This is a genomic window from Klebsiella africana, from assembly GCF_020526085.1.
Classification (GTDB): Bacteria; Pseudomonadota; Gammaproteobacteria; order Enterobacterales; family Enterobacteriaceae; genus Klebsiella; species Klebsiella africana.
Map to the genome: position 1 here is coordinate 4,502,129 of NZ_CP084874.1, position 25,024 is coordinate 4,527,152.

Here is a 25,024-nt window from a genome sequence, read left to right on the forward strand (position 1 = left end):
AGCAACAGCACAAATCCCAAAACGTAATCCGGCGCTCTCAAAAAGGTTATTTATGCTGAAAACAAGTCGACTTACTTTACTGTGAAATATGTGGGTGGTGTTTAAACCATTCGTTGTCACTTGGCGTTCAAACATAATAATCAGGAGTCAGGCGTGGAATCACAAAATATAACCATAGACCCGCAGACCGACTTTAAAGAGGGGAAAGCGGAAACCCTTTCAGTTCCCTTAGAAAATACGCTACAACGTAGCTCTCGTATTAAAAAGATTCAAACAACGGCAATGATTCTGTTATTTCTGGCGGCGGTGATTAACTACCTCGACCGAAGTTCATTGTCCGTGGCAAACTTAACGATTCGCCAGGAGTTAGGGCTCAACGCCACTGAAATCGGGGCGCTGTTATCGGTTTTTTCTCTGGCCTATGGCATTGCGCAACTGCCCTGCGGCCCTCTGCTGGACCGCAAAGGTCCACGCATCATGCTAGGGCTGGGTATGTTTTTCTGGTCACTATTTCAGGCCGTCTCCGGGATGGTGCACAGCTTTACCCAGTTCGTCCTGGTGCGCATCGGCATGGGGATCGGCGAAGCGCCAATGAACCCCTGTGGCGTCAAGGTGATCAACGACTGGTTTAATATTAAAGAGCGCGGTCGCCCAATGGGCTTCTTCAACGCCGCCTCGACGATCGGTGTCGCGGTCAGCCCACCGATCCTTGCCGCAATGATGCTGATGATGGGCTGGCGCTGGATGTTTATCACTATCGGCGTACTAGGGATCTTCATCGCTATCGGCTGGTATATGCTTTATCGCAACCGGGAGGATCTCCCCCTCACCGCCGATGAACAGGCGTACCTTAACGCCGGCAGCGTCAACGTTCGCCGCGACCCGCTGAGCTTTGCCGAATGGCGCAGCCTGTTTAAAAACAAAACCATGTGGGGAATGATGCTCGGCTTCAGCGGCATCAATTATACCGCGTGGCTGTATCTGGCCTGGCTGCCGGGCTACCTGCAAACGGCGTATAACCTCGATCTGAAAAGTACCGGATTTATGGCCGCCATTCCTTTCCTGTTTGGTGCCGCCGGTATGTTGATCAATGGCTACGTCACCGACTGGCTGGTCAAAGGCGGCATGGCGCCGATCAAAAGCCGCAAGATCTGCATCATTGCCGGGATGTTCTGCTCCGCGGCGTTTACACTGATCGTGCCGCATGCCACCACCTCAATCGCGGCGGTGTTGTTAATTGGTATGGCGTTGTTCTGCATTCATTTTGCCGGAACGTCCTGCTGGGGATTGATCCACGTCGCCGTGGCATCAAGAATGACGGCTTCCGTCGGCAGTATTCAGAATTTCGCCAGCTTTATCTGCGCTTCATTTGCACCGGTGGTGACCGGATTGATTGTCGATACCACCCATTCCTTCCAGCTGGCGCTGGTTATATGCGGCTGTGTGACCGCTCTCGGCGCGCTGGCCTACATTTTCCTGGTTCGCCAGCCAATTAGCGATCCGCGTAACGACTAAATCTTAACGCCCTGCCAACCGCAGGGCATTCATCGTTGCGCTCATCTCATACTGTTGTAGTGACAAAGCGGCATAGCCGGCCGAGGCAAACAGCGGGGTAAAAGTTTCCGGCACCGTCACCGAAGTACCAATGCCCGGGAACTGCTGCGCCAGCGCCATCAGCAGCTCACGCGCCAGCCCCTGGCGGCGGGCGGCGGGCTCCACCCACAAAAACTGCAGTACAGGGCGCGAGCCCGCCGTCGTTAGAACCGCGAAGGCGCGCTGTTCCAGCGTCACGACCTGACATGGCAGCGTGGCGAAGGTAAGCGGATCCAGCAGCCAGGGGAGCTGGCTGTTACTCTCGTCAATGGCGCGACGAAGCAGGGCCAGGGTGGGATAAAGCTGTAATACGCCCGGCACCGGAGCCAGAGGTTGTGAACTCAGGTAGCCGCAGAGCCCATAGCGTCGCGTAAAGCCCAGCGCCTGATATAGCGCGACGGCCGGGTGGTTATCGCGGATCACCTCCAGGGATACCGTCTCGATCCCCTGCGGTTGCAGGAGCATTAGCAGCTCTTGCATCAGTTCCCGGCCCAGGCCTTTACCGCGCCAGGCCGGGCGCAGAGCAAAGGCCGCCAGACGAGCGGCACTCCCCCGGCGCGCGACGATCGCGATTGCCGCCGGTTCATCTCCGGCCAGCCAGACGCGGGAATCGATCAGGCTCATTCCCTCGGCGCTAAAACGCTGTACAAATCCCTCCACCGACTGGGTTACAGGCACCAGGTAGGCTTCAAAACAGGCGTTGAGAATATCCGTTAACTGCACGCTGCTGAACTGCGTGGCGGGAACGGCGGTCAGCTCCATACTTTTCTCCCGAAGGCTGCTATGCTGAGGTGATGAAAACTAACACTATAACTGCCGGTGCCGTATTACGCCTGACTCAGGAGAGCGATATCGCCCTTCTGCCCGCCATTGAACGTTCTGCCGCCCAGGCATTTCGCCAGATCCCTTCTCTCGCCTGGCTGGCGGACAGCGAGGTGATTAGCGTTGCGCGCCATCATGATTATCTGGAAACAGAGCATAGCCTGCTGGCGGTAGCCGCCGGGCAACCTGTTGGCTTTATTCTGACCGAACCGCTCGACGATGCGTTATTTATCGTCGAAGTCGCCGTCCACCAGGCCTGGCAGCAACAGGGCATCGGCCGGATGCTGCTGGAGCGGGTTATCGAGGGCGCACGGCAGATGGGCTACCCGGCGGTAACCCTCACCACCTTCCGCGAGGTGCCGTGGAATGCGCCGTTTTATACCCGTTTGGGATTCGCCATGCTCGATGAGCTGACCCTGCCCGCCGGGCTGGCGGCAAAAAGGGAACAGGAGACCCGGCACGGCCTGCCGCCCGAGTCGCGCTGCGCCATGCGCCTGGCGTTGTAGACTTCAGCACTGATTTCAGCGGCGCAATATGGTACAAAGTACCATTCAAAACTTACCCGTTGTTACCCGTATGTCCTGGTCAATCGATATTATTTCCTGCATTACCGATCGCTTTGTGGAACTCACGGCGACCGAAAAACGCATCGCGCAGTTTATTCTCGATGATGTCGCGGCGGCGGCGGAGCTGCCCATCGCCGAGATAGCGCGTCTGACGCAAACCAGCCAGGCTTCGGTCACCCGTTTTGCCCGGGCGCTCGGCTGTAAAGACGTCCGCGAGCTGAAGATGAAGCTTGCGCAATCTCTTGCGGTCGGCCAGCGGTTTATCCTTGATGTTCCGGATCTCGAAGGCGTCCAGGGGATCTATGAGTCAATCATCAGCGTACTGGAGACCAACCGGCGGGCGCTGGATATCGAGGCGCTGAAGCGCGCGGTGAGCTGGCTGAGCGACGCGCGACAGATCCTCGCCCTGGGGATGGGCGGCGGTTCGACCATCTGCGCTCAGGAAATTCAGTATCGCCTGTTTCGCCTCGGCCTGCCGGTAGTCAGCCAGAGCGATGGTCTGCTGGTACGCATGATGAGCTCGGCAGTGACGCCGCAGGATGTGGTGATTGTACTGTCTCTGGGCGGCTATACCCGGGAAATCATCGAGAGCGCGGCGATTGCCAGCCAGTACGGCGCGAAGGTTATTGCGATTACCCCCGCCGGAACGCCGCTGGCTGAGCAGGCGGATCTGGTGCTACCGCTGCTGGTGCGGGAAAACGACTATATCTTTAAGCCCAGCACTTCCCGTTACGCGATGCTGGCGATGGTCGATGTGCTGGCCACCGAACTGGCGATGGCCAACAAAACCCAGGCAAAAGGCAAATTACGCCGTATTAAGCTGGCGCTCGACAGCCACCGCGGCGGCGTCGATCGGCAGCCGCTGGGGGATTAACTTTTACTGGCGGAGATAAACCTCTCTGCCTGCTCGCAGGTACGTTGCACGGCCTGTCCGGCGCGATAAAGATCGCTGCCCAGACCGGCACCGGCACACCCCGCCTGTATCCAGGTCGCCAGATTTTCCGGCGTTACGCCGCCGACCGCCAGCACCGGCACCTCCGGCGGCAACACCGCTTTCAGCGCGCGAATATAGTCCGGGCCGAATGCCGATGACGGAAAGATTTTTAGCCATTGCGCCCCGGCATCCAGTGCGTTAAACGCCTCGGAGGCCGTCGCACAGCCGGCGCACACCAGCATCCCCTTATCAACCGCGCGGCGGATCACCGCCGGGGCCGTATTGGGCGTCACAATGAGCTTCGCCCCGGCCTCAGCCAGAAAATCAACCTGTTCAACCTTCAGCACCGTTCCCGCGCCAATCATCGCCCGCTCGCCAAACTGGCGCACCATCGCCGGAATACTTTGCTGCCAGTCCGGCGAGTTAAGCGGAATTTCAATATAGCGAAAACCCACATCGATTAGCGCGGCGATATGCTCCGCCGCCTCATCGGGCTGGATACCGCGTAAAATTGCTACCAGGTTAACCTTGTCCATCAATCATCCTCGCTATACCCGAAAGAAACGCCGCCTCGCCGGAACAACAGGAAACGGCTAACCCGCACGCCGCCATCGCCTGCTGATAACGGACGCTGAGCGCGTGCTCACCGACCAGCACCACGCGGCTGGCGCGATAGCGTTCGCTAAAGGTCGCCACCTCCGCGCCAATCAACAGCCCGGAGAGATAATCGCTCACCGAAGTCGCCGCCAGCGCGCCTAACACCCGTGCGGCGCGCGCGCTAAAAAGCCCGGACAACAACGCTGGCTGATTTAGCCCTTTTTCCATACCGAGGGCGAAAGCGGCTTCATCCGGCAACTGCACAGGCAGTTGCTGGCCGAGCAGCGAATGATTAAGCAGCAGGTGATGCAGTTCGCCGGTCATCGCCGTGGCGAACTGGCGCACCACGCCGTTTTGCACCTGCACCCATTTGCAGTGGGTGCCGGGCATCACGTAACACTCCGCGGGCATCCGTTGCCAGGCGCCCAGCAGCTGCGTCTCTTCGCCGCGCATCACGTCGTACTCTGCGGCCTGCGCCACTTTCAGCCCCGGTACGATCCACACGTTTTCCGCCACTTCATGTAACTGACCATTGAGCGCCTCCAGCGCCAGCGGGCAGGCCAGATAAGGCACAGGTTGCCAACCGGCATCGCTGCCGATCATCCCCGCCATCACCACCGGCAGCGCGGGATCGCCGCGCCACGGCGCCAGCTGCTGCTGAAATACCGTTTCGGCGCGCTGCCCGTTCAGACGCGTGACGCCGTAGGGCAGTTGCAGCTTATCGATACACTCTCCCTCGCGGATCCGCCATGCCCGCAGCTGCGTAGAGCCCCAATCGACGGCAATATACTCGTTCATGATTGCCCCTTACCCGCGTGAGGTATGACGTTTGCCAATCGGCAGCGGCGGCGGCGTTGGGCGGCTTTCACGCTCGCGGGTAATCATCTCCAGCGCCTGCTCGCGGCTCAAGCTGCTGGCCGGGGTCAGTAACGTCACCACCACCGAGGCCACCAGGCTAGTCAGTACCGCCGGAATACACGGGTTACCCCAGAACGCCAGCCAGTCGCTATCCACCAGCACCGCAACCGAGGCCCCGGCGCCGCCGGCCAGCGCGGCGACCGCGCCCTGCCAGTTAAAGCGTGTCCAGAAACGGCCGAGCATGGTGCAGATAAACATCCCGGACATAATCATTGAGATCATTTTGGTGATGTAGCTGATGATGTCGTTGGAGGTCAGGGCAAACAGCAGCGCCAGCGCAATGACCAGAACCAGGAAGATCCGCGACAGGCGAATGGCTTTCTCCGGCGCGGGCATATGGCCGGTCACCAGGGTGTAGAGGTCGCGCAGCATAATGGACACCGCGGCGATGGCATCAGAGCTGCCGGAAGACATATTGGCCGACATCCCGGCAATCAGGATCGCCATCGCCAGCACCGGCGGCAGCACCTGAGTGGCAAACAAGAAGGCGAAGCCGCTGTTCTCCAGCTGCGGGTTCATGGTCCATACCGCCATACCGATGATCGCCGGCAGGAAGGAGAAGCCCAGATACAGCAGGCCGGTAATGGTAAAGGACTGGCGCACCGAGGAGACGGTCTTCGCCGAGTAAATACGCTGGCGATAAGAAGGCGTCGCCAGCACGCCGACGCCAATCACCATCGCCAATGATAGCGCCGGCAACACGCCTAATTTATCGACCGCGAACAGGCTTTGCGCCGCCGGATCGACGGCCTGCTGAATATGGCTCCAGCCGCCAACGTGATGAACCGCCAGCACCGCCATTAAAATAAAGCCGACGAACAGCACGATCGATTGAATGGTATCGATCCACACCACCGCGGAATAGCCGCCAATACCGACATAAACCACAAAAGCCAGCGCGATAATAATTTTCGCGACATTAATATCAATGCCGCTGGCCCACGCCAGATATAATCCGCCACCTAATATATGCGCCCCCAGCCAGCCGATAGAGGCAATAAAAATAAGTATCGCGACGAGGTTTTTGATAATTTTACTGCCGCCGGTGTAATACGACATTTCTTCACTCATGGTCATGAAGCGAAGTTTACGTACCGGCGCGAATAACCATGCCACCAGCAGGATCCCCACCGCGCCGCCGAGGCCGTAAAGCATCCCAGCCCAGCCGTTGCTGTAGCCAAAGCCGACGGCGCCGACGCTGGAGCCGGTCCCCACCATGGTGCCGACCGTTGAACCGAGAGTGAGGATCATCGGCAGCGAACGACCGCCAAGTAAAAAGTCTTCGCCGGTTTTCTGTTTGCGCGAAACGTACCAACCTAAAGTAATCATCGCGCAGGCATAAACGGAAAACCAAATCATAAATGACATATTATTCATGGCTCACATCCAGACGTAATAAATAATATTCGTGCCGCTGAATATTATGAGTTAACAGGAACCATGCCTGAAAAAAGGCATAGCGAACCCAGTGGCACCGATTTATTTATTCACTCTGGTGCCGCTATCACACTTTTTTGATGCTCCCTCCCGCAAAGGGAGGGATTTATTGTTAGGTTTCGGGCGTTATTGTCGCGCAGCGTTAAAACAGGTCACATCCACTTCAACTTTGCAATCCACCACCAGGTCCGCCACGCAGCAAATGCGCGCTGGCGGATTATCGCCAAAGAATTCGCGAAATACCTTATTGAACGACTGAAAATAGCGCGCATCGGTGAGGATCACTTTCACGTGTACCACGTCCGCCATGCCGTAACCGGCTTCGCTCATGATGTCGACGCAGTTCTGGATCGCCAGCCGCGATTGTTCGACGATGCCGCCATCCACGACTTCGCCATTTTTCATCGGCGTCTGCCCGGAGACATATAGCCAGCCGCCGGCTTCCACCGCGCGGGCAAACGGCAGATGCTGACCGCCGGTGCCGGTACCGCCTTCTACGCCATAACGTTTGATACTCATACTCAACTCCTTAGTCCATCCGACGGCGCAGGAAACGCCCTGCCCGCCCGGTAATTTTCTTATCACTGCCGTAGCTCATCACGCCGTTGACCATCACCGCCTCAATGCCGTCCGCCGGTCGTTTCGGGTCGGAGAAACTGGCGACATCGCGCACCGTCTGCGGGTCAAACAGCACCAGGTCGGCAAAGTAACCAATTTTCACCAGCCCGCGATCCGCCAGCTGGAAGCGCGCCGCCGACAGCCCGGTCATCTTGTGTACCGCGGTAGTCAGCGGGAATAGCTGCTCGTCGCGGCTATAGTGACCAAGTACCCGAGGGAAGGCGCCCCACAGGCGCGGATGCGGCATCGGATCGTTCGGCAGCCCGTCAGAGCCAATCATGGTGACCGGATAGCGCATCACTCGCCGTACGTCCTGCTCATCCATGTTGTAGTAGATAGCGCCCGCCGGCATCAGCCGCGCCGCGGCGTCGTGCAGGCTCACCTGCCACTCATCGGCGATCTGCTGCAGCGTTTTCCCCGCCTGCTCCGGCTGCGCTTCGGACCAGGTGATCACGATATCAAACTCATCGGTCACCTGTTTCATATCCAGCGTCGACGAGCTGGCGGAGTAGGGATAACAATCGCAGGCGATATCCTGCTGCTGGCGCATCTCATCGAAAAACGCCAGCGTCTCTTTGGTACGCCCCCAGTTTTTCGCCCCGGCGCACTTGTGGTGTGAAACCACCACCGGCACGTTGCCGTGACGACCGATGCGGAAGGCTTCATCCAGCGCCTCGAGAATCGGCTCAAACTCCGAGCGTAAATGGGTGGTATAGATGCCCTTCCCGGCCGCCAGCTCCTCCGCCAGCGCCATCACCTCTTCGGTGGTCGACTGGAAGGCGCTGGCGTAGGCCAGCCCGGTACTGAGCCCTAATGCTCCCTGGCGCAGCGCATCGCGTAGCTGTACGCGCATGCCGGCGATTTCCGTCTCGCTCGCTGGACGAAACAGATCGTCCATATGGTTATTGCGCAGCGCGGTGTGACCGATTAACGTGCCGACATTCAGCGACGGTCGCGCCGCCTCCACCGCATGGGCATAAGCCTCCACGGTGGGATAGATAAAGTGCTGCTGCTCGCCGAGGAGATTCATCGGGTCCGGCACTTCCCCGCGCATGGTAGCGGTCGCCGCGCTGATCCCGCAGTTGCCGACGATCACCGTCGTCACCCCCTGGCTGAGTTTCGGCAAGTACTCAGGCATACGGATAACGTTGATATCATCATGGGTATGCACATCAATAAAGCCCGGCGCCAGTACCCGCCCCTGGCCATCAATCACCTGCTCCGCCGCGACATCCAGCGCCGGGGCGATAGCCATTATTCGGTCGCCCTTCACCGCCACATCAGCACGGTATTGCGGCCCGCCGCTCCCGTCGATCACCGTGACATTTTTGAAAAGCCAGTCAACTTTCATAGCAATTACTCCCTTTCGACATGCCGGTAAGTTAACCATTTACAAGCGCAAAAAACAGTGGAAAACTACGCAAAACCCAGATCACTTTGTGATACTTTTATTCAAAACGAATAGCATTTTCATATTAAAAATATATTTATCAAATAGTTATAAATGATACTCAGCGACTAACCGATTAAAACCCTGAAAGGATAGTGTTATGAAATACCATTCAGCACCGCTCATCCCGCACAAATCCGCCCTCATGTCCGCGCCGGCTAATCTGCTGGCGGAAGAGGTCTGTCTGCCCGCCGCACTGCTAAAAAAGTCGGCGCTGGAAAATAATATTTCATGGATGCAGCGCTACGCCGACGCTCGCGGCGTATCGCTGGCGCCGCATGGTAAAACGACAATGACGCCATGGATATTTCAGGCGCAGCATCGAGCGGGAGCGTGGGGGATCGGCGTGGGCAGCGCCTGGCAGGCCAGCGCGGCGATGGCCAGCGGCATCCAACGCGTCCTGATGGTCAATCAGCTGGTCGGCAAGGCCAATATGCAGGTGGTCGCGCAGCTAAAAGCCCACTATCGGGCGGTGGATTTTATCTGCTGCGTCGATAGCGAGGCCAATGTGCGCGCCCTCTCCGCGTTCTTTTCCTCCCAGGGGCAAACGCTGGATGTGATGATTGAACTTGGCGTGCCGGGCGGGCGCTGCGGCTGTCGTAGCGTCGATGACGCGCTGGCGCTGGCGCAGCGGGTAAGCGACCTGCCGGGGTTACGGCTACGCGGACTGGAATTGTATGAAGGAGTGCTGCACGGCGACGATCCGCAACCGCAGGTGGAAGCGTTATTACAACAGGCCGCAGCGCTTGCCTGCTGCATGGAGCCGCTGGTTGACGGTGAATTTATTCTCACCGGCGCGGGCACCGTCTGGTATGACGTGGTATGCAACATCTGGCTGGCGGCGGCAAAACCGCACCGCTGCCGTATCGTCATCCGCCCTGGCTGTTATATCACCCACGATCGCGGGATCTACGATCTCGCACAACAAGCGCTGATCGCCCGCGATCCGATTGCCTGCGATCTCGCCGGCGATCTTACATCAGCGCTGGAGCTGATGGCGATGGTGCAATCAGTGCCGGAGGCGGATCGTGCGGTGGTGAATTTCGGCAAGCGCGACTGTGCGTTCGACGTTGGGCTGCCGCAGCCGATCGCCCATTATCGTAACGGCCAGCAGTTAGCGCTGCGCGCGGAGTCGATCGTCAGTATCGGCGTCATGGATCAGCACTGTATGCTGCGCCTGGCGCCGGGTAGCGATGTGCAGGTCGGCGATATTCTGCTGTTCGGCACCTCGCACCCGTGTCTGACCTTTGATAAGTGGAAGACATTGCTGCTGGTCGATGACGACTACAACGTGCTGGATGAGCTCGACACGCTGTTTTGACCGGCATCCCGGGTAGCGGCGCTCCGCGCCTTACCCGGGCTACACAACCTGCGACGTTCGGTAGCCCGGCTTAGCGTAGCGCGAGCCGGGGGATGTTCCGTGTGGCGGTGCTCCGCGCCTTACCCGGGCTACATAACCTGCAACGTTCGGTAGCCCGGCTAAGCGTAGCGCGAGCCGGGGGATGTTCCGTGTGGCGCTGCTCCGCGCCTTACTCGGGCTACATAACCTGCAACGTTCGGTAGCCCGGCTTAGCGTAGCGCGAGCCGGGGGATGTCCCGGGGGCGGCGCTTGCGTCTTACCCCCCCTGGCGCAAGGCGCAAATCTCATCATGCAGTGAACGACTGATGACGACTCCCTGCCGCTCACTCTGCTGGCGGCAGGCGAAACGCCGCTCGCCCGGCAGTCGCGCCCCCTGATCCTGCATCGCATTGAACAGCGTTTCGGCGCGCGCCAGCTGCTCTGGAGCCTGCGCGCCGAGAAAGCGCTGCGGATCCATCGCCAGGATCAGCTCCCCGCCGTAGGGGAGACCGCCCGCGCCGTTATCCCACGCCAGCGATTCGGCGCTGGTCATATCGCCGATAAGCGGCCCGGCCAGCAGCTCAACCATTGCCGCCAGCGCCGAGCCCTTATGGCCGCCGAAAGTCAACATTGCGCCGTTCAGCACCTCCGCGGCATCGGTCGTCGGCTGTCCCTGGCTATCGATTCCCCAGCCTTCCGGTAGCGCTTTGCCAGCACGCTGATGCAGCTGGATCTCGCCGCGCGCCGCGGCGCTGGTCGCCATATCAACAATAAATGGCGGCTTATCCCGCCGCGGCCAGCCAAAGGCGATAGGGTTGGTGCCGAACAGCGGACGCGTGCCGCCCGCCGGGGCGACCCAGGCGTGGCTTGGCGTACAGGCCAGCCCCACCAGCCCTGCCTCGGTCAACGGCTCAATATCGGCAAACAGCGCTGAAAAATGGACGCAGCGGTTAATCGCCAACGCCGCAATGCCGCTGTGCCGCGCCTTCTCCAGCAGCAGCGGCAGCGCGCGCTCGTAGGCCAGCAGCGAAAAAGCGCCGCCGGCGTCCGCCCGCGCAATCGCCGGCGCCTGATCGTGGATTTGCGGCTCGGCATCAGGCGATACCTTACCTTTACGCAAGGTATCGACAATGCCCAACAGCCGCCACAGGCCGTGGGAAGCGCAGCCGTCGCGCTCCCCGGCGGCCACATTACGTGCAATGGCCGCCGCGTGGTCGGCGCTAAATCCATTGGCGCTGAGTACCTCCAGCGCCAGGTCATAAGCTTCAGGTAACGATAGAGTTACCGACTCCATACTGTCTCCTTTACTCTTCTTCGTCTCCGCTAAAGTTAGCCTGCGGCAGGCAGCTACGCGCGCCCCAGTAGTAAATCCCCAACGACATCGCCGCCACCAGCACCGTATCCCAGGGGTGACCGATAACATTAAGCCCGCCGAAGCTGCCCAGCCAGGAAAAGAGGATAATCAACGCATAAAAAACGATCAGCCACAGCGAAGACTTAACCTGCTGCGCCAGGCTCACGGTATGTTCCGGCACCTTACCTTTGCACATCACGTAGACGACAAACATCACGATTTGCAGCCCCAGTAACCATGAGAGCGTATTCCAGCCGGACCAGTAGACTATCAGCGCCGAGATCATAAACGATATCGGGCCGATGATGCCGAAGGCGCGCACGCGGAACGGCCGCGGCAGATCCGGCGCGTTGCGGCGCAGCCCGGCGGCGGTCACCGGGGCGATGGCGTAGCTCAGCACCAGGGCAGCCGACACCACGCTAATCAGCTGTTCCCAGGAGGGGAACGGCAGCGTCCAGAAAATCGACAGCCCAAAGGTCAGCCACAGCGCCGGGCGCGGAATCCCGGACGCTTTATCAATATGAGTAAAGGCTTTAAAGAAGGTGCCCGCCTTCGCCCAACCGTAGATCACCCGCGGCGTCGCGTTCATATAGATATTGCCGGTGCCGCTCGGGGAGATGATCGCATCGCTTATCACCATAAAGGCCAGCCAGCCCATGCCGAGGGTAATGGCGATATCGCGATACGGCAGCGAGAACTGTTTGCTCACCTCGGCCCAGCCGCCGTTCAGCATCTCGGTGGGGATACTGCCAAGGAATGCCAGCTGCAGCAGCACGTAGATAATCGTCGACAGCACCACTGATAAAATCAACGCAATAGGGATAGTCCGCTGCGGCTTTTGTACTTCGCTGGCCACCGAGATAATCGGCGTCAGCCCCAGATAAGCGAAGATAATTCCGCCCGCGCTAATTGCCGCTTCCACCCCGGACATGCCGAACGGCGCAATGCCCTGCGCGTGCAGGTTCTCCGGTTTAAAGAAGGCGAACAGCGTCACCACCACCAGCAGCGGCACCAGAAACTTGAGCACGCTGATGAAGTTGTTCGATCGGGCGAAGGTCTTAACGCTGTAGTAGTTCAGCGCAAAGAAGAAACAGAGCAGCAGGAACTGCACCACCCACCCCAGCAGCGTCGGCGAACTGGAGCCCGGCTGGGTCAGCGCCGGAAACCAGGCGGCGGCATATTGCCGGGCGGCGACGATTTCAATCGAGATCAGGCTGGAGAAAGCGATCAGGGTGATGAACCCCAGCAGATAGCCCATCAGCTCGCCGTGGGAAAAGACCGGGTAGCGAATAATACCGCCAGCGCGCGGCAGCGCTGCCCCCAGCTCGCAGTAGACAATCCCCAGCAGCAGTACCGCAAAGCCGCCGATCACCCACGACGCGATCCCGGCCGGACCGGCAATAGATGCCACGTGGCTGGCGGCGAATAACCATCCGGAGCCGAAAATCGCCCCCAGGCCGATAAACGTGAGATCGGTCAGGGTCAGCTGTTTTTTAAACTTACCCGACTCAGCAACGCGGGTTTGACTGTTATGCGTAGTGTGAATGGTCATGGTGATGCCCTTGCGTCAATGAGAGGAAGAAATCGCTTCCCGGGTCCACTGGCCGTTGACCAGGCGCAGCAGATTCAATGGGTTCGCATCCTGCAGCGCCGGCGGTAACAGGGCGGCGGGCGCATTCTGCAGGCAGACCGGGCGCAGAAAACGCTCAATCGCCCGGCTGCCGACCGAGGTTCCGCGCGCGTCGGTGGTCGCCGGCCACGGGCCGCCGTGGACCATCGCATCGCACACTTCCACGCCGGTGGGATAGCCGTTAAACAGCACCCGTCCGGCCTTCTCGCACAGCAGCGGTAGCAGGCTCGCCGCCAGCGGGCCATCATCCGCCTCAGCATGCACCGTCGCGGTGAGCTGCCCCTGCAGCGCTTTCACCACCGCCTGCAGTTGGGCCTCATCGTCCACTTCCACCAGTAGCGATAGCGGGCCAAAAACTTCGGTCTGCAGCAGCGTATCCTGCGCCAGCAGATCCTCGGCCTGAGCCTGCCACAGCAGGGTCTGCGCCTGCCCGTCGCCGGCGGCGATGCCGCTCGCCAGCTTCTCAATACGCGGGTGCGCCGCCAGCGCCGCCACGCCCTGCCGGTAGTGCTGAAGGGTTGGCGCATTGAGCAACACCTGCGGCGCAGAACCCGCTACCGCCGCGCACAGCGCCGACTTAAAGCGTTCCAGACCAGCGCCGCGCAGCGCCAGAATCAGCCCCGGGCGGGTACAGAACTGGCCGCCGCCGAGGGTGAATGACGCCACCAGCTCGTTCGCCAGCGCCTCGGCCCGCGTTTGCAGCGCCTGCGGCAGAATAATCAATGGGTTAATCGCCGACATTTCAGCAAACAGCGGGATTGGCTGCGGGCGCTGCTGCGCCAGCTGATACAGCGCCTTACCGCCGGCCAGCGAACCGGTAAAGCCAACGGCCTGAATCGCCGGATGGCGGACCAATTCGGCGCCGATATCGGTCCCGAAAATCATATTGAATACGCCGCCAGGTAAACCGCACCGCACCACCGCCCGGACGATCGCTTCAGCGGTCATCTCGGCGGTGGCCATATGGCCCGGATGGGCCTTCACCACCACCGGGCAGCCAGCCGCTAGCGCCGAGGCGGTATCGCCGCCAGCGGTGGAAAAGGCCAACGGAAAGTTGCTGGCGCCAAACACCGCCACCGGCCCTAACGCCTGCTGATACTGGCGCAGGTCCGGGCGCGGCAGTGGCTGACGGTCGGCTAAGGCGGTATCAATACGGGCGGCGAAGGTATCGCCGCGCTGGATCACGCCAGCAAACATCCGCAGCTGGCCGCTGGTGCGCGCCCGCTCGCCCTGCAGCCGTGCCAGCGGCAGCGCGGTCTCCTGTCCGGCGAGTGCAAAAAACGCCTCGCCCAGCGCATCCAGTTCATCAGCAATGGCGTTGAGAAAGCGCGCCCGCTGCTGCGGCGTGGTTTGTGAATAGACGGCAAAGGCCTGCTGCGCGGCTTCTGCGGCCTGAGCGGCTTCCTCGCGGGAAGCCGGATAAAAGCGGTGTCCGGTGGCTTCGCCGTCCACCGCCCGCAGGCTCAATAGCGTCGCCTCACCGCTGGCAATGCGGCGTCCGGCAATAAACTGCCGTCCCGCCGTGGTCTGAGATGCATTCATATTGACTCCTGTGCTCAGAGGCCGACATCCGGCAGCGTCGGACGCGTCGCCAGCGCCTGTTCAACGATCGCCACCACCTGCTGGCGCGTTTCGCCTTCCAGCGCCAGACGCGGCGGACGGGTAATGGCGCTACCGCGGCCCAGCAACTCTTCACACAGCTTGATGCACTGCACCAGATCCGGACGCGCATCGAGATGCAGCAGCGGCATGAACCAGCGATACAGCGCCATCGCCTCTTCGTAACGCTGCTGGCGGGCGAGACGGAATAACGTTTCACCTTCGCGCGGGAAGGCGTTGGACATTCCGGAGATCCAGCCTTCCGCACCGACGGCGATGCTTTCTACCACCACGTCATCCAGCCCGGCAAACAGCACGAAGCGGTCGCCAACGGTGTTACGCAGGTCGATAAAGCGGCGGGTATCGCCGGAGGAGTCTTTAAAGCAGACGATGTTGTCGCAGTCGGTCAGGGTGGCGAGAATGTCCGGCGTCACGTCGTTTTTGTAAATCGGCGGGTTGTTGTAGACCATAATCGGCAGATCGGTGGCGGTGGCCACGCTGCGGAAGTGGGCCGCGGTTTCATGCGGTTTTGAGGAGTAAACCAGCGCCGGCATCACCATGATCCCGTCGACGCCGACGCGCTCCGCCTCTTTCGCCATTTTCTGGGCAAAGGCGGTGGTGAACTCGGCCACCCCGGCGATGACCGGAATTTTGCCGCCGGCGGCATCCTTCGCCACCTCGATAATCTGCAGTTTTTCATCGGTGCTCAGCGAGGTGTTCTCCCCTACGCTGCCGCACACCACCAGCCCGGAAACGCCATCTTTCACCAGGTTTTTCATCACCGCGTGAGTGGCGTCTAAATCGAGGGAGTAATCGCTACGAAACTGCGTGCTGACCGCCGGGAATACGCCGCTCCAGTGAATCGCTTTTTTGCTCATGCTCGGTTCCTTGTCGTCATTTTGTTAAGTCGAAGTGAATGAATGGTGAATATTCACTGACAGATTGACGTGTCGCGGAACCGGCGGCTTGTCGATTTTCCTTCAATACGATGACGAAATTAGCACAGTCGACAAAAGTGTGAGCCAGCGTTTATCCGAGCAGCGTGAGGCGAAAATCACGCGGCGTCGAGCCGGTCATCGCCTTGAACTGGCGGCTGAATGCGCTGTGATCGGTATACCCGCACTGCAGAGCGATATCGGTAATCGGCGTATCACCAGCCAGCAGTTCGGTGGCTTTTTCCAGCCGCACTTTGTGGATCATTTGCCGCGGAGTGAGATGAAAGATCCGTTTGCAGTAGCGTTCGATCTGCGCAATCGACATCCCGCTTAAGGCGGTTAACTCTTCCATGGCGATCGGCCGGTGATAATGGCGGCGAATATGATCGTCGACGATCGCCAGCCGCTGCCACGCCGGATGACGGGCGTGGGCCTCCTGCAGATCGTGCGAGATCCCGGCCATGCCGATCACCTGTCCGCTGATATCGCGTAGCGCCAGTTTCTGCGTCAGGCACCAGCCGCGCTCGCGGCCATTGTAGAGATGCATTTCCAGCTGATCGCGCAGGGTCACGCCTTCCCGCAACACCCGAAGATCCTGTTCGGTGTAACCCTGGCCCAGCGCGGAAGGAAAGACATCGGCGGAGGTTTTGCCCAGCAGCGAGGAGACCGTCTTAAAACCGCAGCGGCGGGCCAGCGTCAGGTTCGCCAGCAGATAGCGCGCCTGACGATCTTTGATAAAAAAGACCACATTAGGAATGGCATTGAGCAGGGGCGCAATCAGCGCCAGCGCATTCAGCAGCGCCGGCATATTTTCCGGCCGCTGGCGCGCCAGCCCTTCGCAGATCTGGCTCAGCTCATCGACGGCCAGCTCAGGTTGGTTAGCCGCCCGCGGCGGTGCCGCATCAGAAACACCGATCATAAGGCCTCCTCATGGTAAGTGACCGAAGGATATTTATTCACTTTCCGTTAACACCACAAGCAGCAAGCGCTGGATTTGCGATCCTGGATCCGCTTTACGCCTTCCCCTGATTTAGCCACTGGCGCAATAGTCACTTTCGGTTTACCACAGCATTAAACAAATGATTAATAAGAAATAACTATGTGAAATAGAAATATACCGCGCTTATTACTATGCAGATTTCGTCATTTTCTCTGACGAAAGCGCTCAAGCAGGCCGGGAAAGGTTGCGCCAGCATGATGAAACATGTTGTTAACTTCCGGAGAGTCTGATGACCGCACCACGCCCCCCTGTTACGCTGAGAGCTATTGATTCACATACCGGCGGCGAACCGACCCGCCTGATCGTTGACGGCTTCCCCGACCTCGGCGACGGCAGCATGGCGGAGCGCCGCGACCGCTTCGCCCGCGACTTCGACCATTGGCGTCAGGCGGCCATTCTTGAACCACGCGGCAATGACGTACTGGTCGGCGCGCTGCTGTGCAAACCGGTCTCGGCGGCGGCTACCGCTGGGGTGATTTTCTTCAACAACGCCGGTTTTCTGAATATGTGCGGCCACGGCACTATCGGGCTTATCGCCTCGCTGGCCTGGCTTGGGCGTATCCAGCCAGGCGTACATCTGATTGAAACACCGGTCGGCGACGTAAGCGCCACGTTGCACGACGATGGCAGCGTATCGGTGCAAAACGTCCCGGCCCGCCGCTGGAAAAAACAGATCCGCGTTGAAACCGCGTTGGGTCCCGTCATCGGCGATATTGCCTGGGGCGGTAACTGGTTTTTACTGATTAACGACCACCCGTTTACCATTACCCCCGAACATATTCCACAGCTCACCGACTACGCCTGGGCGGTACGCGAGGGGCTGGAAGCGGCGGGGATCCGCGGCGAGGACGGCGGTGTGATCGACCATATCGAACTCTTCGCCGATGACGATACCGCCGACAGCCGCAGCTTCGTACTCTGTCCGGGAAAGGCCTGGGATCGCTCGCCGTGCGGTACCGGCACCAGCGCCAAGCTGGCCTGTCTGGCGCAGGATGGCAAGCTGCAGCCGGGGGAAATATGGCGTCAGGCCAGCATCATCGGCAGCCAGTTTACCGCCAGCTACCAGCGCACCGCAGAAGGCATCATCCCAACGATCCGCGGCGAAGCCTGGGTCTGCGGCGACAACCAGTTGATCCTCAACCCTGACGATCCCTTCTGCTGGGGGATCGCGCCGTGAAGCAGTGCGATGTCATCGTGATCGGCGCCGGGATCATCGGCGCCGCCTGCGCGTGGCAGTTGGCGAAGCGGGGGCAGCGCGTGACGCTTATCGATAATGGTCAGCCCGGCGCGACGGCGGCCGGTATGGGCCATCTCGTGTGCATGGATGACGACCCCGCCGAGCTTGCATTATCGGCGTGGTCGCTGGCGCGCTGGCGCGCTATCACGCCGCGGATGCCAGACCATTGCGCCTGGCGCGGCTGCGGCACGCTGTGGCTGGCGGAAAGCGAAGAAGAGATGGCCGTCGCGGGCGAAAAACAGCGGCGGCTGGCCGGCCATCAGGTGCACAGCGAATTCCAGACCCCACAGCAGATCACCGGGCGCGAGCCGCTGCTGCGCGGCGGGCTGGCGGGCGGCCTGTGGGTGCCAGGCGATGGTATCGTCTACGCGCCGAACGTCGCCCGCTGGTTGATTAGCGATGCCGGAGACCATCTTACCTGCCTGCGCGATAGCGCGCAGACGATTGAAGAGCCACAGGTGCAGCTCGCCAGCGGCCAACGGCTCCAGGCGCGGGCGATCGTGGTGGCCTGCGGCCTTGAAGCCAACGCGCTGTTAGCCGAAAACTGGCTGCGACCGAAAAAAGGCCAACTGGCGATTACCGATCGCTACCAGCCGCGGGTGCATCACCAGCTGGTTGAGCTGGGTTACGGCGCCAGCGCCCACGGCGGCGGCACCTCGGTAGCGTTTAACCTTCAGCCGCGGCCCACCGGCCAGCTGCTGATTGGTTCGTCGCGTCAGTTTGATAACCGCGAACGGCAGCTGGATCTGCCCCTGCTGGCGCAGATGCTCGACCGCGCCCGCCATTTTGTGCCGGCGCTGGCGACATTGAATATCATCCGCTGCTGGAGTGGTCTGCGTGCCGCTTCGCAGGATGGCAACCCGCTGATCGGCCCGCACCCCGCTCGCCGTGGCGTATGGCTGGCGCTGGGCCACGAGGGGCTGGGCGTCACTACCGCCCCGGCCACGGCTGAACTGCTGGCGGCGCAGATCCTCGATGAACGCTGCCCATTGGCTCCCGACGCCTGGCTCCCGGCTCGTTTATCTCAACAGGAGGCGATCGCATGAAGGCCACTCTCAACATCACCGTCGATGGCCAGCCGCTGACGGTGCCGGAAGGGATCAGCGTGGCGGCAGCGCTGGCGTTGAGCGGCGACCCCACCACCCGCCAGGCGGTTAACGGCGACCTCCGCGCGCCGTTTTGCGGCATGGGCGTCTGCCAGGAGTGCCGGATCGCCGTCGATGGCCGGCGGGTGCTGGCCTGCCAGACCCTGTGCCGGGCCGGTATGCAAATAGAAAGGAGCCGCTATGCAAACGCTGCACTGTGACATTTTAATCCTCGGCGCCGGCCCAGCAGGGATGGCGGCCGCGCTCTCCGCCGCCGCCTGCGATAAACAGGTGATTATTCTCGACGATAATCCCGCCCCTGGCGGGCAAATCTGGCGTGCCGGTCCGCAGGCGACGCTACCCGCTCTGGCCCGGCGCTACCGCGACGCCATCGCCGCGTCTGCCGCCATTCGGGTAGTGAACGGCGCGCGGCTGATTGCCCGCCCCTCCGCGCACAGCGTGCTGTTCGAAACCGCCGACGGCGGCGGCATGGTTTACTGGCAGAAACTGATCCTCTGCTGCGGCGCGCGCGAGCTGTCGCTACCCTTTCCCGGCTGGACCTTACCCGGCGTAACCGGCGCGGGCGGCCTGCAGGCGCAAATCAAACAGGGCCTGGCACTGAAAGGAGAAAAGGTGGTGATTGCCGGCAGCGGTCCGCTACTGCTGGCGGTGGCGGATACGGTGAACAAGGCCGGAGGCGACGTGACGAATATCATTGAGCAAGCGCAGTTCCCGGCGCTGCTGCGCTTCGCCGGCGGTCTGTGGCGCTGGCCGCAGAAGCTGCGCCAGTTAGCGACGCTGACCCCGAAAGGCTATCTGAGCGGCGCGCAGGTGATCCGCGCTCACGGCACAATGCGGCTGGAAGCCGTTACGTTGCGCCAGCGCGGCGTCGAGCGAACTATCGCCTGCGATCGGCTGGCTATCGGCTATGGGCTGATACCCAATATTGAGACGGGGCTGCTGTTTGGCTGCGCCACGGCACAGGAGGCGATCCAGGTTAACCGCTGGCAGCAGACCAGCATCGCGGAGATTTACGCCGCCGGCGAGTGCACCGGTTTCGGCGGTAGCGAGCTGGCGCTGGCGGAGGGCGAAATCGCCGGTTTTGCCGCCGCCGGGGACAGCCAGCAAGCGCAGGCGTTATTTGCCCGCCGCGCCCGCTGGCAGCGTTTCGCCGAAGCAATCAACCGTACCTTCCGGCTGACGGAATCCTTGAAAGACGCAGCAACGCCGGAGAGCCTGCTGTGCCGCTGTGAAGATGTGCGCTGCGGCGATGTGGCGGCCGCCGGAGGCTGGCCGCAGGCCAAACTGACCCAGCGCTGCGGAATGGGCGCCTGTCAGGGGCGCACCTGCGCCGCCAGCGCCCGCTGGCTGTATGGCTGGCCGCTGCCGCAGCCGAGAGAGCCGCTGGCGCCCGCCCGCACGGAAACGCTTATTGCCCTCGCCAGGTTGAACGCCGAGCCGTAACCGCTACTCTTCTTCATCACCGCGCCCGGCAGGGACGCCAAGCGCAATAAACTCCTCCAGCAGGGAGGTCAGTTGCTGCAGCTTTTCCGTGGTGAACTGGGCCTCCAGCAGGCGATAGGTTTCTTCCACCTCCGCTTGGGCGCTTTCGTACAGCGCAGTTCCGGCAGGCGTCAGCGAGACGTACAGCTTGCGCTGATCGTTAACTGGCTTTAAGCGCAGCACCAGCCCATCCCGCTCCATACGCGTCAAAATCCCGGTCAGGCTGGGGCGCAGGATACAGGCGCGAAAGGCCAGATCGTGAAAATCCATCGACGGACGTTCGGCGAGAATTCGCACGATCCGCCACTGCTGTTCGGTGAGATTGTGTCGTTTGACGATCGGTCGAAAGTAGGCCATCGCCGCTTCACGCGCCTGCAACAAGGCAATGGTTAATGAATCATGCATAGTATCCCCTCAACGGCCTCATCAAAACTTATTAACAACTTAATAATTAGCGTTAATCCTGCCATGTACAACCGGTTTCTGCACCTGAAAAGTACCAGCCTTTCCCTGAAAAATATTCAACTTATTGATTAATAACAAATAAGTTATTGATGTGTAAATATTGTGTTAATCCGATCACAAAACATTCACTTCCAGTTGCTAAACCTCAGCGCAAAGCATAAAAGATGATCATTAACATATTAATGAAATCCATTACAATCCAAAATCAGTCCCAGAGGAGTGGTGAATGAAAGGTACCATCTTCGCCGTTGCGCTCAATCATCGCAGCCAGCTCGACGCCTGGCGCGAGGCGTTTCAACAGGCCCCCTACAAGACGCCGCCGAAAACCGCGGTCTGGTTCATCAAACCCCGTAATACCGTGATTGGCGATGGCGAAGCCATTCCCCATCCGCAGGGCGAGACCGTACAAAGCGGCGCAACGGTGGCGCTGATTGTCGGCAAAACCGCGCGTAAAGTGGCGGCGGAAGAGGCGGCGAACTATATCGCCGGCTACGCGCTGGCTAACGAGGTTAGTCTGCCGGAAGAGAGTTTTTATCGCCCGGCGATCAAGGCCAAATGCCGGGATGGCTTCTGCCCCATCGGCGCGCTGTCGGCGGTGCGCAACGTCGATAACCTGACCATCATCACCGAAATCAACGGCCGCGAGGCGGATAGCTGGCATACCGGCGATCTGCAGCGTAACGCCGCGCAGCTGCTTAGCGCCTTGAGCGAGTTCGCTACCCTCAATCCCGGCGACGCGATCCTTATCGGCACGCCCCACTCTCGCGTCACGCTGCGCCCCGGCGACCGCGTACGTATTCTCGCCGACGGTTTCCCGGCGCTCGAAAACCCGGTTGTCGCAGAAGGAGAGCTGGCATGAAACAGGCACGCATTGAATGGCAAGGACAGGTACGCGACGTGCTGGTCGATGAACGCGACCAGGTGCGCCTGCCCGATGGCACGGTATTGAAAGAAGGTGAATTCCGCTGGCTGCCGCCCGCCGACGGCACGCTGTTCGCGCTGGGGCTCAACTACGCCGACCACGCCAGCGAGCTGGAGTTTAAACCGCCAACCGAGCCTTTGGTGTTCATCAAAGCGCCAAACACTTTTATTGGCCACCAGCAGCAGTCGGTACGCCCGGATAACGTCGAATACATGCACTACGAAGCCGAACTGGTGGTGGTGATCGGGAAAACCGCCCGCCGCGTCAGCGAAGCCGAGGCCATGGACTATGTCGCTGGCTATACCCTGTGCAACGACTACGCGATCCGCGACTATCTGGAAAACTACTACCGCCCGAACCTGCGGGTGAAAAGCCGCGATACCCTGACGCCGATCGGCCCGTGGATCGTCGGCAAAGAGGCGATCCCGGATCCGCATAATCTGGCCCTGCGCACTTGGGTCAACGGCGAGCTGCGCCAGCAGGGCTCCACCGCCGATCTGATCTTCAGCATCCCGTTCCTCATCGCTTATTTAAGCGAATTTATGACCCTGCAACCGGGCGACATGATCGCCACCGGCACGCCGAAAGGGCTGTCCGATGTGGTGCCGGGCGACGAAGTGATCGTCGAAGTCGAGAGCGTGGGCCGCCTGGTCAACCATATCATCAGCCAGCAAGCGTATGAGGAGACACTGTCATGAAAAAGATTAACCATTGGATCAACGGTAAAAACGTTGCCGGCGCAGACTATTTTCATACCACCAACCCGGCTACCGGCGAGGTACTGGCGGAAGTCGCCTCCGGCGGCGAAGCCGAAATCAACCAGGCGGTAGCGGCGGCGAAAGAGGCCTTCCCGAAGTGGGCTAACCTGCCGATGAAAGAGCGCGCGCGCCTGATGCGCCGCCTGGGGGATCTGATCGATCAGAACGTCCCGGAGATCGCGGCGATGGAAACCGCCGATACCGGCCTGCCGATCCACCAGACCAAAAACGTGCTGATCCCGCGCGCCTCACACAATTTCGAATTTTTCGCCGAAGTGTGTCAGCAGATGAACGGCAAGACCTATCCGGTCGATGACAAGATGCTTAACTACACCCTCGTGCAGCCGGTTGGCGTCTGCGCGCTGGTGTCGCCGTGGAACGTGCCGTTTATGACCGCCACCTGGAAGGTGGCGCCGTGCCTGGCGCTGGGGAATACCGCGGTGCTGAAAATGTCCGAACTGTCGCCGCTGACCGCCGATCGTCTGGGCGAGCTGGCGCTGGAAGCCGGGATCCCGGCTGGCGTGCTCAACGTGGTGCAGGGCTATGGCGCCACCGCTGGCGACGCGCTGGTACGCCATCATGATGTGCGCGCCGTCTCCTTCACCGGCGGCACCGCCACCGGCCGCAACATTATGAAAAACGCCGGCCTGAAAAAGTACTCCATGGAGCTGGGCGGAAAATCGCCGGTGCTGATTTTTGAAGATGCCGATATCGAGCGCGCACTTGACGCCGCGCTGTTCACCATCTTCTCGATCAACGGCGAACGCTGTACCGCCGGTTCGCGCATCTTTATTCAGCAGAGTATCTACCCCGAGTTCGTCAAGCGCTTCGCCGAGCGCGCCAATCGCCTGCGCGTAGGCGATCCGACCGATCCGAATACCCAGGTCGGCGCGCTGATTAGCCAGCAGCACTGGGAGAAAGTGTCCGGCTACATTCGCCTCGGCATCGAAGAGGGGGCCACCCTGCTGGCCGGCGGCGCGGATAAACCGTCCGACCTGCCGGCGCATCTGAAAGCCGGCAACTTCCTGCGCCCGACGGTGCTGGCGGATGTCGACAACCGCATGCGCGTCGCCCAGGAAGAGATTTTTGGACCGGTCGCCTGCCTGCTGCCGTTCAAAGACGAAGCGGAAGGGCTGCGCCTGGCGAACGATGTGGAATACGGCCTGGCGTCGTATATCTGGACCCAGGACGTCAGCAAAGTGCTGCGTCTGGCGCGCGGTATTGAAGCCGGGATGGTGTTCGTCAACACCCAGAACGTGCGCGACCTGCGTCAGCCGTTCGGTGGCGTGAAGGCCTCCGGCACCGGCCGCGAAGGCGGCGAGTACAGCTTTGAAGTGTTCGCCGAAATGAAAAACGTCTGCATCTCGATGGGCGACCATCCGATCCCGAAATGGGGAGTCTGATATGGGTAAGTTAGCGTTAGCAGCAAAAATCACTCATGTGCCGTCGATGTATCTGTCTGAGCTCCCGGGGAAAAACCACGGCTGCCGCCAGGGCGCGATCGACGGGCATAAAGAAATTGGCAAGCGCTGCCGTGAAATGGGCGTCGACACCATCATCGTGTTCGACACCCACTGGCTGGTCAACAGCGCCTATCACATCAACTGCGCCGACCATTTTCAGGGCGTCTACACCAGTAACGAACTGCCGCATTTTATTCGCGACATGACCTACGACTACGACGGCAACCCGGAGCTGGGCCAGCTTATCGCCGACGAGGCCGTAAAGCTCGGCGTACGCGCCAAAGCACACAATATTCCTAGCCTGAAGCTGGAGTACGGCACCCTGGTGCCGATGCGCTACATGAACAGCGATAAGCACTTCAAAGTGGTGTCCATTTCCGCCTTCTGTACCGTTCACGATTTTGCCGACAGCCGCAGGCTGGGCGAAGCGATCCTCAAAGCCATCGACAAATACGACGGCACCGTAGCGGTGCTGGCCAGCGGTTCGCTGTCGCACCGCTTTATCGACGACCAGCGCGCCGAAGAGGGGATGAACAGCTATACCCGCGAGTTTGACCATCAGATGGATGAGCGGGTGGTGAAGCTGTGGCGCGAAGGCAAATTCAAAGAGTTCTGCACCATGCTGCCGGAGTATGCCGACTACTGCTACGGCGAAGGCAACATGCACGACACGGTGATGCTGCTCGGTCTGCTGGGTTGGGATAAATACGACGGCAAGGTGGAGTTTATCACCGAGCTGTTCGCCAGCTCCGGTACCGGCCAGGTTAACGCCGTGTTCCCGTTGCCAGCGCAGGCGTAA

At 60.5% G+C, this 25,024-nt stretch carries 25 protein-coding genes and 1 pseudogene; 14 read left to right on the forward strand and 12 right to left on the reverse strand.

Translation table 11 applies throughout. From position 1 onward, the window contains the following. The first annotated feature begins 153 nt into the window (after window positions 1–153). The gene (locus LGL98_RS21690) at window positions 154–1,515 is read left to right on the forward strand and encodes an MFS transporter (protein WP_136031560.1); all 1,362 of its coding nucleotides are present in this window, start codon (window positions 154–156) and stop codon (window positions 1,513–1,515) included. Between the two features lie 3 nt (window positions 1,516–1,518). Here LGL98_RS21690 and LGL98_RS21695 read toward each other — a convergent pair whose 3' ends face one another. Continuing rightward, window positions 1,519–2,355 (reverse strand): GNAT family N-acetyltransferase, encoded by an 837-nt coding sequence (locus tag LGL98_RS21695; protein WP_136031558.1) that lies wholly within the window; start codon window positions 2,353–2,355, stop codon window positions 1,519–1,521. A gap of 32 nt (window positions 2,356–2,387) precedes the next feature. Between LGL98_RS21695 and LGL98_RS21700 the strand changes: the two genes are divergently transcribed. Together LGL98_RS21700 and LGL98_RS21705 are read left to right on the forward strand one after the other, a co-directional pair. Then, window positions 2,388–2,921, forward strand: a complete 534-nt coding sequence (locus LGL98_RS21700; RefSeq protein ID WP_136031556.1) for a GNAT family N-acetyltransferase — start codon at window positions 2,388–2,390, stop codon at window positions 2,919–2,921. A 70-nt stretch (window positions 2,922–2,991) separates the two neighbouring features. Next, the gene (locus tag LGL98_RS21705; protein ID WP_004177525.1) at window positions 2,992–3,855 is read left to right on the forward strand and encodes a MurR/RpiR family transcriptional regulator; all 864 of its coding nucleotides are present in this window, start codon (window positions 2,992–2,994) and stop codon (window positions 3,853–3,855) included. Here LGL98_RS21705 and LGL98_RS21710 read toward each other — a convergent pair. From LGL98_RS21710 to LGL98_RS21730, 5 genes are all read right to left on the reverse strand, one after another. Beyond that, window positions 3,852–4,451, reverse strand: a complete 600-nt coding sequence (locus LGL98_RS21710) for a 2-dehydro-3-deoxy-6-phosphogalactonate aldolase (protein WP_136031554.1) — start codon at window positions 4,449–4,451, stop codon at window positions 3,852–3,854. The two genes, LGL98_RS21705 and LGL98_RS21710, sit on opposite strands and share 4 nt — an antisense overlap. Further along, window positions 4,438–5,310 carry a 2-dehydro-3-deoxygalactonokinase gene (locus tag LGL98_RS21715; RefSeq protein WP_136031552.1) on the reverse strand — a complete coding sequence of 291 codons (873 nt, stop codon included), beginning with the start codon at window positions 5,308–5,310 and terminating at the stop codon, window positions 4,438–4,440. The genes LGL98_RS21710 and LGL98_RS21715 overlap by 14 nt, the downstream gene beginning before the upstream one ends. Before the next feature lie 9 nt (window positions 5,311–5,319). Further along, the gene (locus LGL98_RS21720; protein ID WP_015704305.1) at window positions 5,320–6,807 is read right to left on the reverse strand and encodes a sodium:solute symporter family protein; all 1,488 of its coding nucleotides are present in this window, start codon (window positions 6,805–6,807) and stop codon (window positions 5,320–5,322) included. A 186-nt stretch (window positions 6,808–6,993) separates the two neighbouring features. Continuing rightward, window positions 6,994–7,386: a RidA family protein gene (locus LGL98_RS21725; protein ID WP_136031550.1), complete on the reverse strand. Its 393-nt coding sequence runs from the start codon at window positions 7,384–7,386 to the stop codon at window positions 6,994–6,996. A 10-nt stretch (window positions 7,387–7,396) separates the two neighbouring features. Beyond that, window positions 7,397–8,836, reverse strand: a complete 1,440-nt coding sequence (locus tag LGL98_RS21730) for an N-acyl-D-amino-acid deacylase family protein (protein ID WP_047052880.1) — start codon at window positions 8,834–8,836, stop codon at window positions 7,397–7,399. On the opposite strand from LGL98_RS21730, the gene LGL98_RS21735 reads away from it, so the two are divergent. Both LGL98_RS21735 and LGL98_RS21740 read left to right on the forward strand, forming a co-directional pair. After that, window positions 8,814–8,993, forward strand: coding sequence for a hypothetical protein (locus LGL98_RS21735; protein ID WP_136031548.1), 180 nt, complete (start codon window positions 8,814–8,816; stop codon window positions 8,991–8,993). The genes LGL98_RS21730 and LGL98_RS21735 overlap by 23 nt on opposite strands. A 42-nt stretch (window positions 8,994–9,035) precedes the next feature. Beyond that, window positions 9,036–10,256 (forward strand): amino acid deaminase, encoded by a 1,221-nt coding sequence (locus LGL98_RS21740; protein ID WP_136031546.1) that lies wholly within the window; start codon window positions 9,036–9,038, stop codon window positions 10,254–10,256. Window positions 10,257–10,551: 295 nt separating this feature from the next. On the opposite strand, the gene LGL98_RS21745 is transcribed toward LGL98_RS21740, so the two are convergent. The 5 genes from LGL98_RS21745 to LGL98_RS21765 form a co-directional block, all read right to left on the reverse strand. Next, window positions 10,552–11,568: an Ldh family oxidoreductase gene (locus LGL98_RS21745; protein WP_136031544.1), complete on the reverse strand. Its 1,017-nt coding sequence runs from the start codon at window positions 11,566–11,568 to the stop codon at window positions 10,552–10,554. A gap of 10 nt (window positions 11,569–11,578) precedes the next feature. Next, complete coding sequence (locus LGL98_RS21750) at window positions 11,579–13,180, reverse strand: APC family permease (protein WP_064166374.1); 1,602 nt, start codon at window positions 13,178–13,180, stop codon at window positions 11,579–11,581. A gap of 15 nt (window positions 13,181–13,195) precedes the next feature. Next, window positions 13,196–14,800, reverse strand: a complete 1,605-nt coding sequence (locus LGL98_RS21755; RefSeq protein WP_136031542.1) for an aldehyde dehydrogenase (NADP(+)) — start codon at window positions 14,798–14,800, stop codon at window positions 13,196–13,198. A 14-nt stretch (window positions 14,801–14,814) separates the two neighbouring features. Next, the gene (locus LGL98_RS21760; protein ID WP_136031540.1) at window positions 14,815–15,735 is read right to left on the reverse strand and encodes a dihydrodipicolinate synthase family protein; all 921 of its coding nucleotides are present in this window, start codon (window positions 15,733–15,735) and stop codon (window positions 14,815–14,817) included. 151 nt (window positions 15,736–15,886) lie between these two features. Next, window positions 15,887–16,711 carry an AraC family transcriptional regulator gene (locus LGL98_RS21765; RefSeq protein ID WP_136031537.1) on the reverse strand — a complete coding sequence of 275 codons (825 nt, stop codon included), beginning with the start codon at window positions 16,709–16,711 and terminating at the stop codon, window positions 15,887–15,889. Between the two features lie 310 nt (window positions 16,712–17,021). Between LGL98_RS21765 and LGL98_RS21770 the strand changes: the two genes are divergently transcribed. Genes LGL98_RS21770 through LGL98_RS21785 form a run of 4 tightly spaced genes read left to right on the forward strand, consistent with a single transcriptional unit; the run spans window position 17,022 to window position 20,578 of the window. Then, on the forward strand, window positions 17,022–17,969 hold the full coding sequence (locus LGL98_RS21770) for a 4-hydroxyproline epimerase (RefSeq protein WP_136031535.1): 948 nt from the start codon (window positions 17,022–17,024) through the stop codon (window positions 17,967–17,969). Further along, the gene (locus LGL98_RS21775) at window positions 17,966–19,075 is read left to right on the forward strand and encodes an NAD(P)/FAD-dependent oxidoreductase (RefSeq protein ID WP_136031533.1); all 1,110 of its coding nucleotides are present in this window, start codon (window positions 17,966–17,968) and stop codon (window positions 19,073–19,075) included. The genes LGL98_RS21770 and LGL98_RS21775 overlap by 4 nt, the downstream gene beginning before the upstream one ends. Next, complete coding sequence (locus LGL98_RS21780; RefSeq protein WP_136031531.1) at window positions 19,072–19,335, forward strand: (2Fe-2S)-binding protein; 264 nt, start codon at window positions 19,072–19,074, stop codon at window positions 19,333–19,335. The genes LGL98_RS21775 and LGL98_RS21780 overlap by 4 nt, the downstream gene beginning before the upstream one ends. Further along, window positions 19,316–20,578 carry an NAD(P)/FAD-dependent oxidoreductase gene (locus LGL98_RS21785; protein ID WP_136031529.1) on the forward strand — a complete coding sequence of 421 codons (1,263 nt, stop codon included), beginning with the start codon at window positions 19,316–19,318 and terminating at the stop codon, window positions 20,576–20,578. The genes LGL98_RS21780 and LGL98_RS21785 overlap by 20 nt, the downstream gene beginning before the upstream one ends. Before the next feature lie 3 nt (window positions 20,579–20,581). Here LGL98_RS21785 and hpaR read toward each other — a convergent pair whose 3' ends face one another. Next, window positions 20,582–21,022 (reverse strand): homoprotocatechuate degradation operon regulator HpaR, encoded by a 441-nt coding sequence (gene hpaR / locus LGL98_RS21790; RefSeq protein ID WP_002887503.1) that lies wholly within the window; start codon window positions 21,020–21,022, stop codon window positions 20,582–20,584. A gap of 63 nt (window positions 21,023–21,085) precedes the next feature. Between hpaR and LGL98_RS21795 the strand changes: the two are divergent. The 5 genes and pseudogenes from LGL98_RS21795 to hpaD all read left to right on the forward strand — a co-directional run bounded on the left by LGL98_RS21795 (window position 21,086) and on the right by hpaD (window position 25,024). Continuing rightward, window positions 21,086–21,250, forward strand: a pseudogene (locus tag LGL98_RS21795) (hypothetical protein). Window positions 21,251–21,308: 58 nt separating this feature from the next. Further along, window positions 21,309–21,941 (forward strand): fumarylacetoacetate hydrolase family protein, encoded by a 633-nt coding sequence (locus LGL98_RS21800; RefSeq protein WP_136031527.1) that lies wholly within the window; start codon window positions 21,309–21,311, stop codon window positions 21,939–21,941. After that, on the forward strand, window positions 21,938–22,702 hold the full coding sequence (locus LGL98_RS21805; protein ID WP_136031525.1) for a fumarylacetoacetate hydrolase family protein: 765 nt from the start codon (window positions 21,938–21,940) through the stop codon (window positions 22,700–22,702). Before LGL98_RS21800 ends, LGL98_RS21805 begins: the two co-directional genes overlap by 4 nt. Further along, window positions 22,699–24,165, forward strand: a complete 1,467-nt coding sequence (gene hpaE / locus LGL98_RS21810) for a 5-carboxymethyl-2-hydroxymuconate semialdehyde dehydrogenase (protein ID WP_002887494.1) — start codon at window positions 22,699–22,701, stop codon at window positions 24,163–24,165. Before LGL98_RS21805 ends, hpaE begins: the two co-directional genes overlap by 4 nt. A gap of 1 nt (window position 24,166) precedes the next feature. Then, window positions 24,167–25,024 carry a 3,4-dihydroxyphenylacetate 2,3-dioxygenase gene (gene hpaD, locus LGL98_RS21815; RefSeq protein WP_021313600.1) on the forward strand — a complete coding sequence of 286 codons (858 nt, stop codon included), beginning with the start codon at window positions 24,167–24,169 and terminating at the stop codon, window positions 25,022–25,024.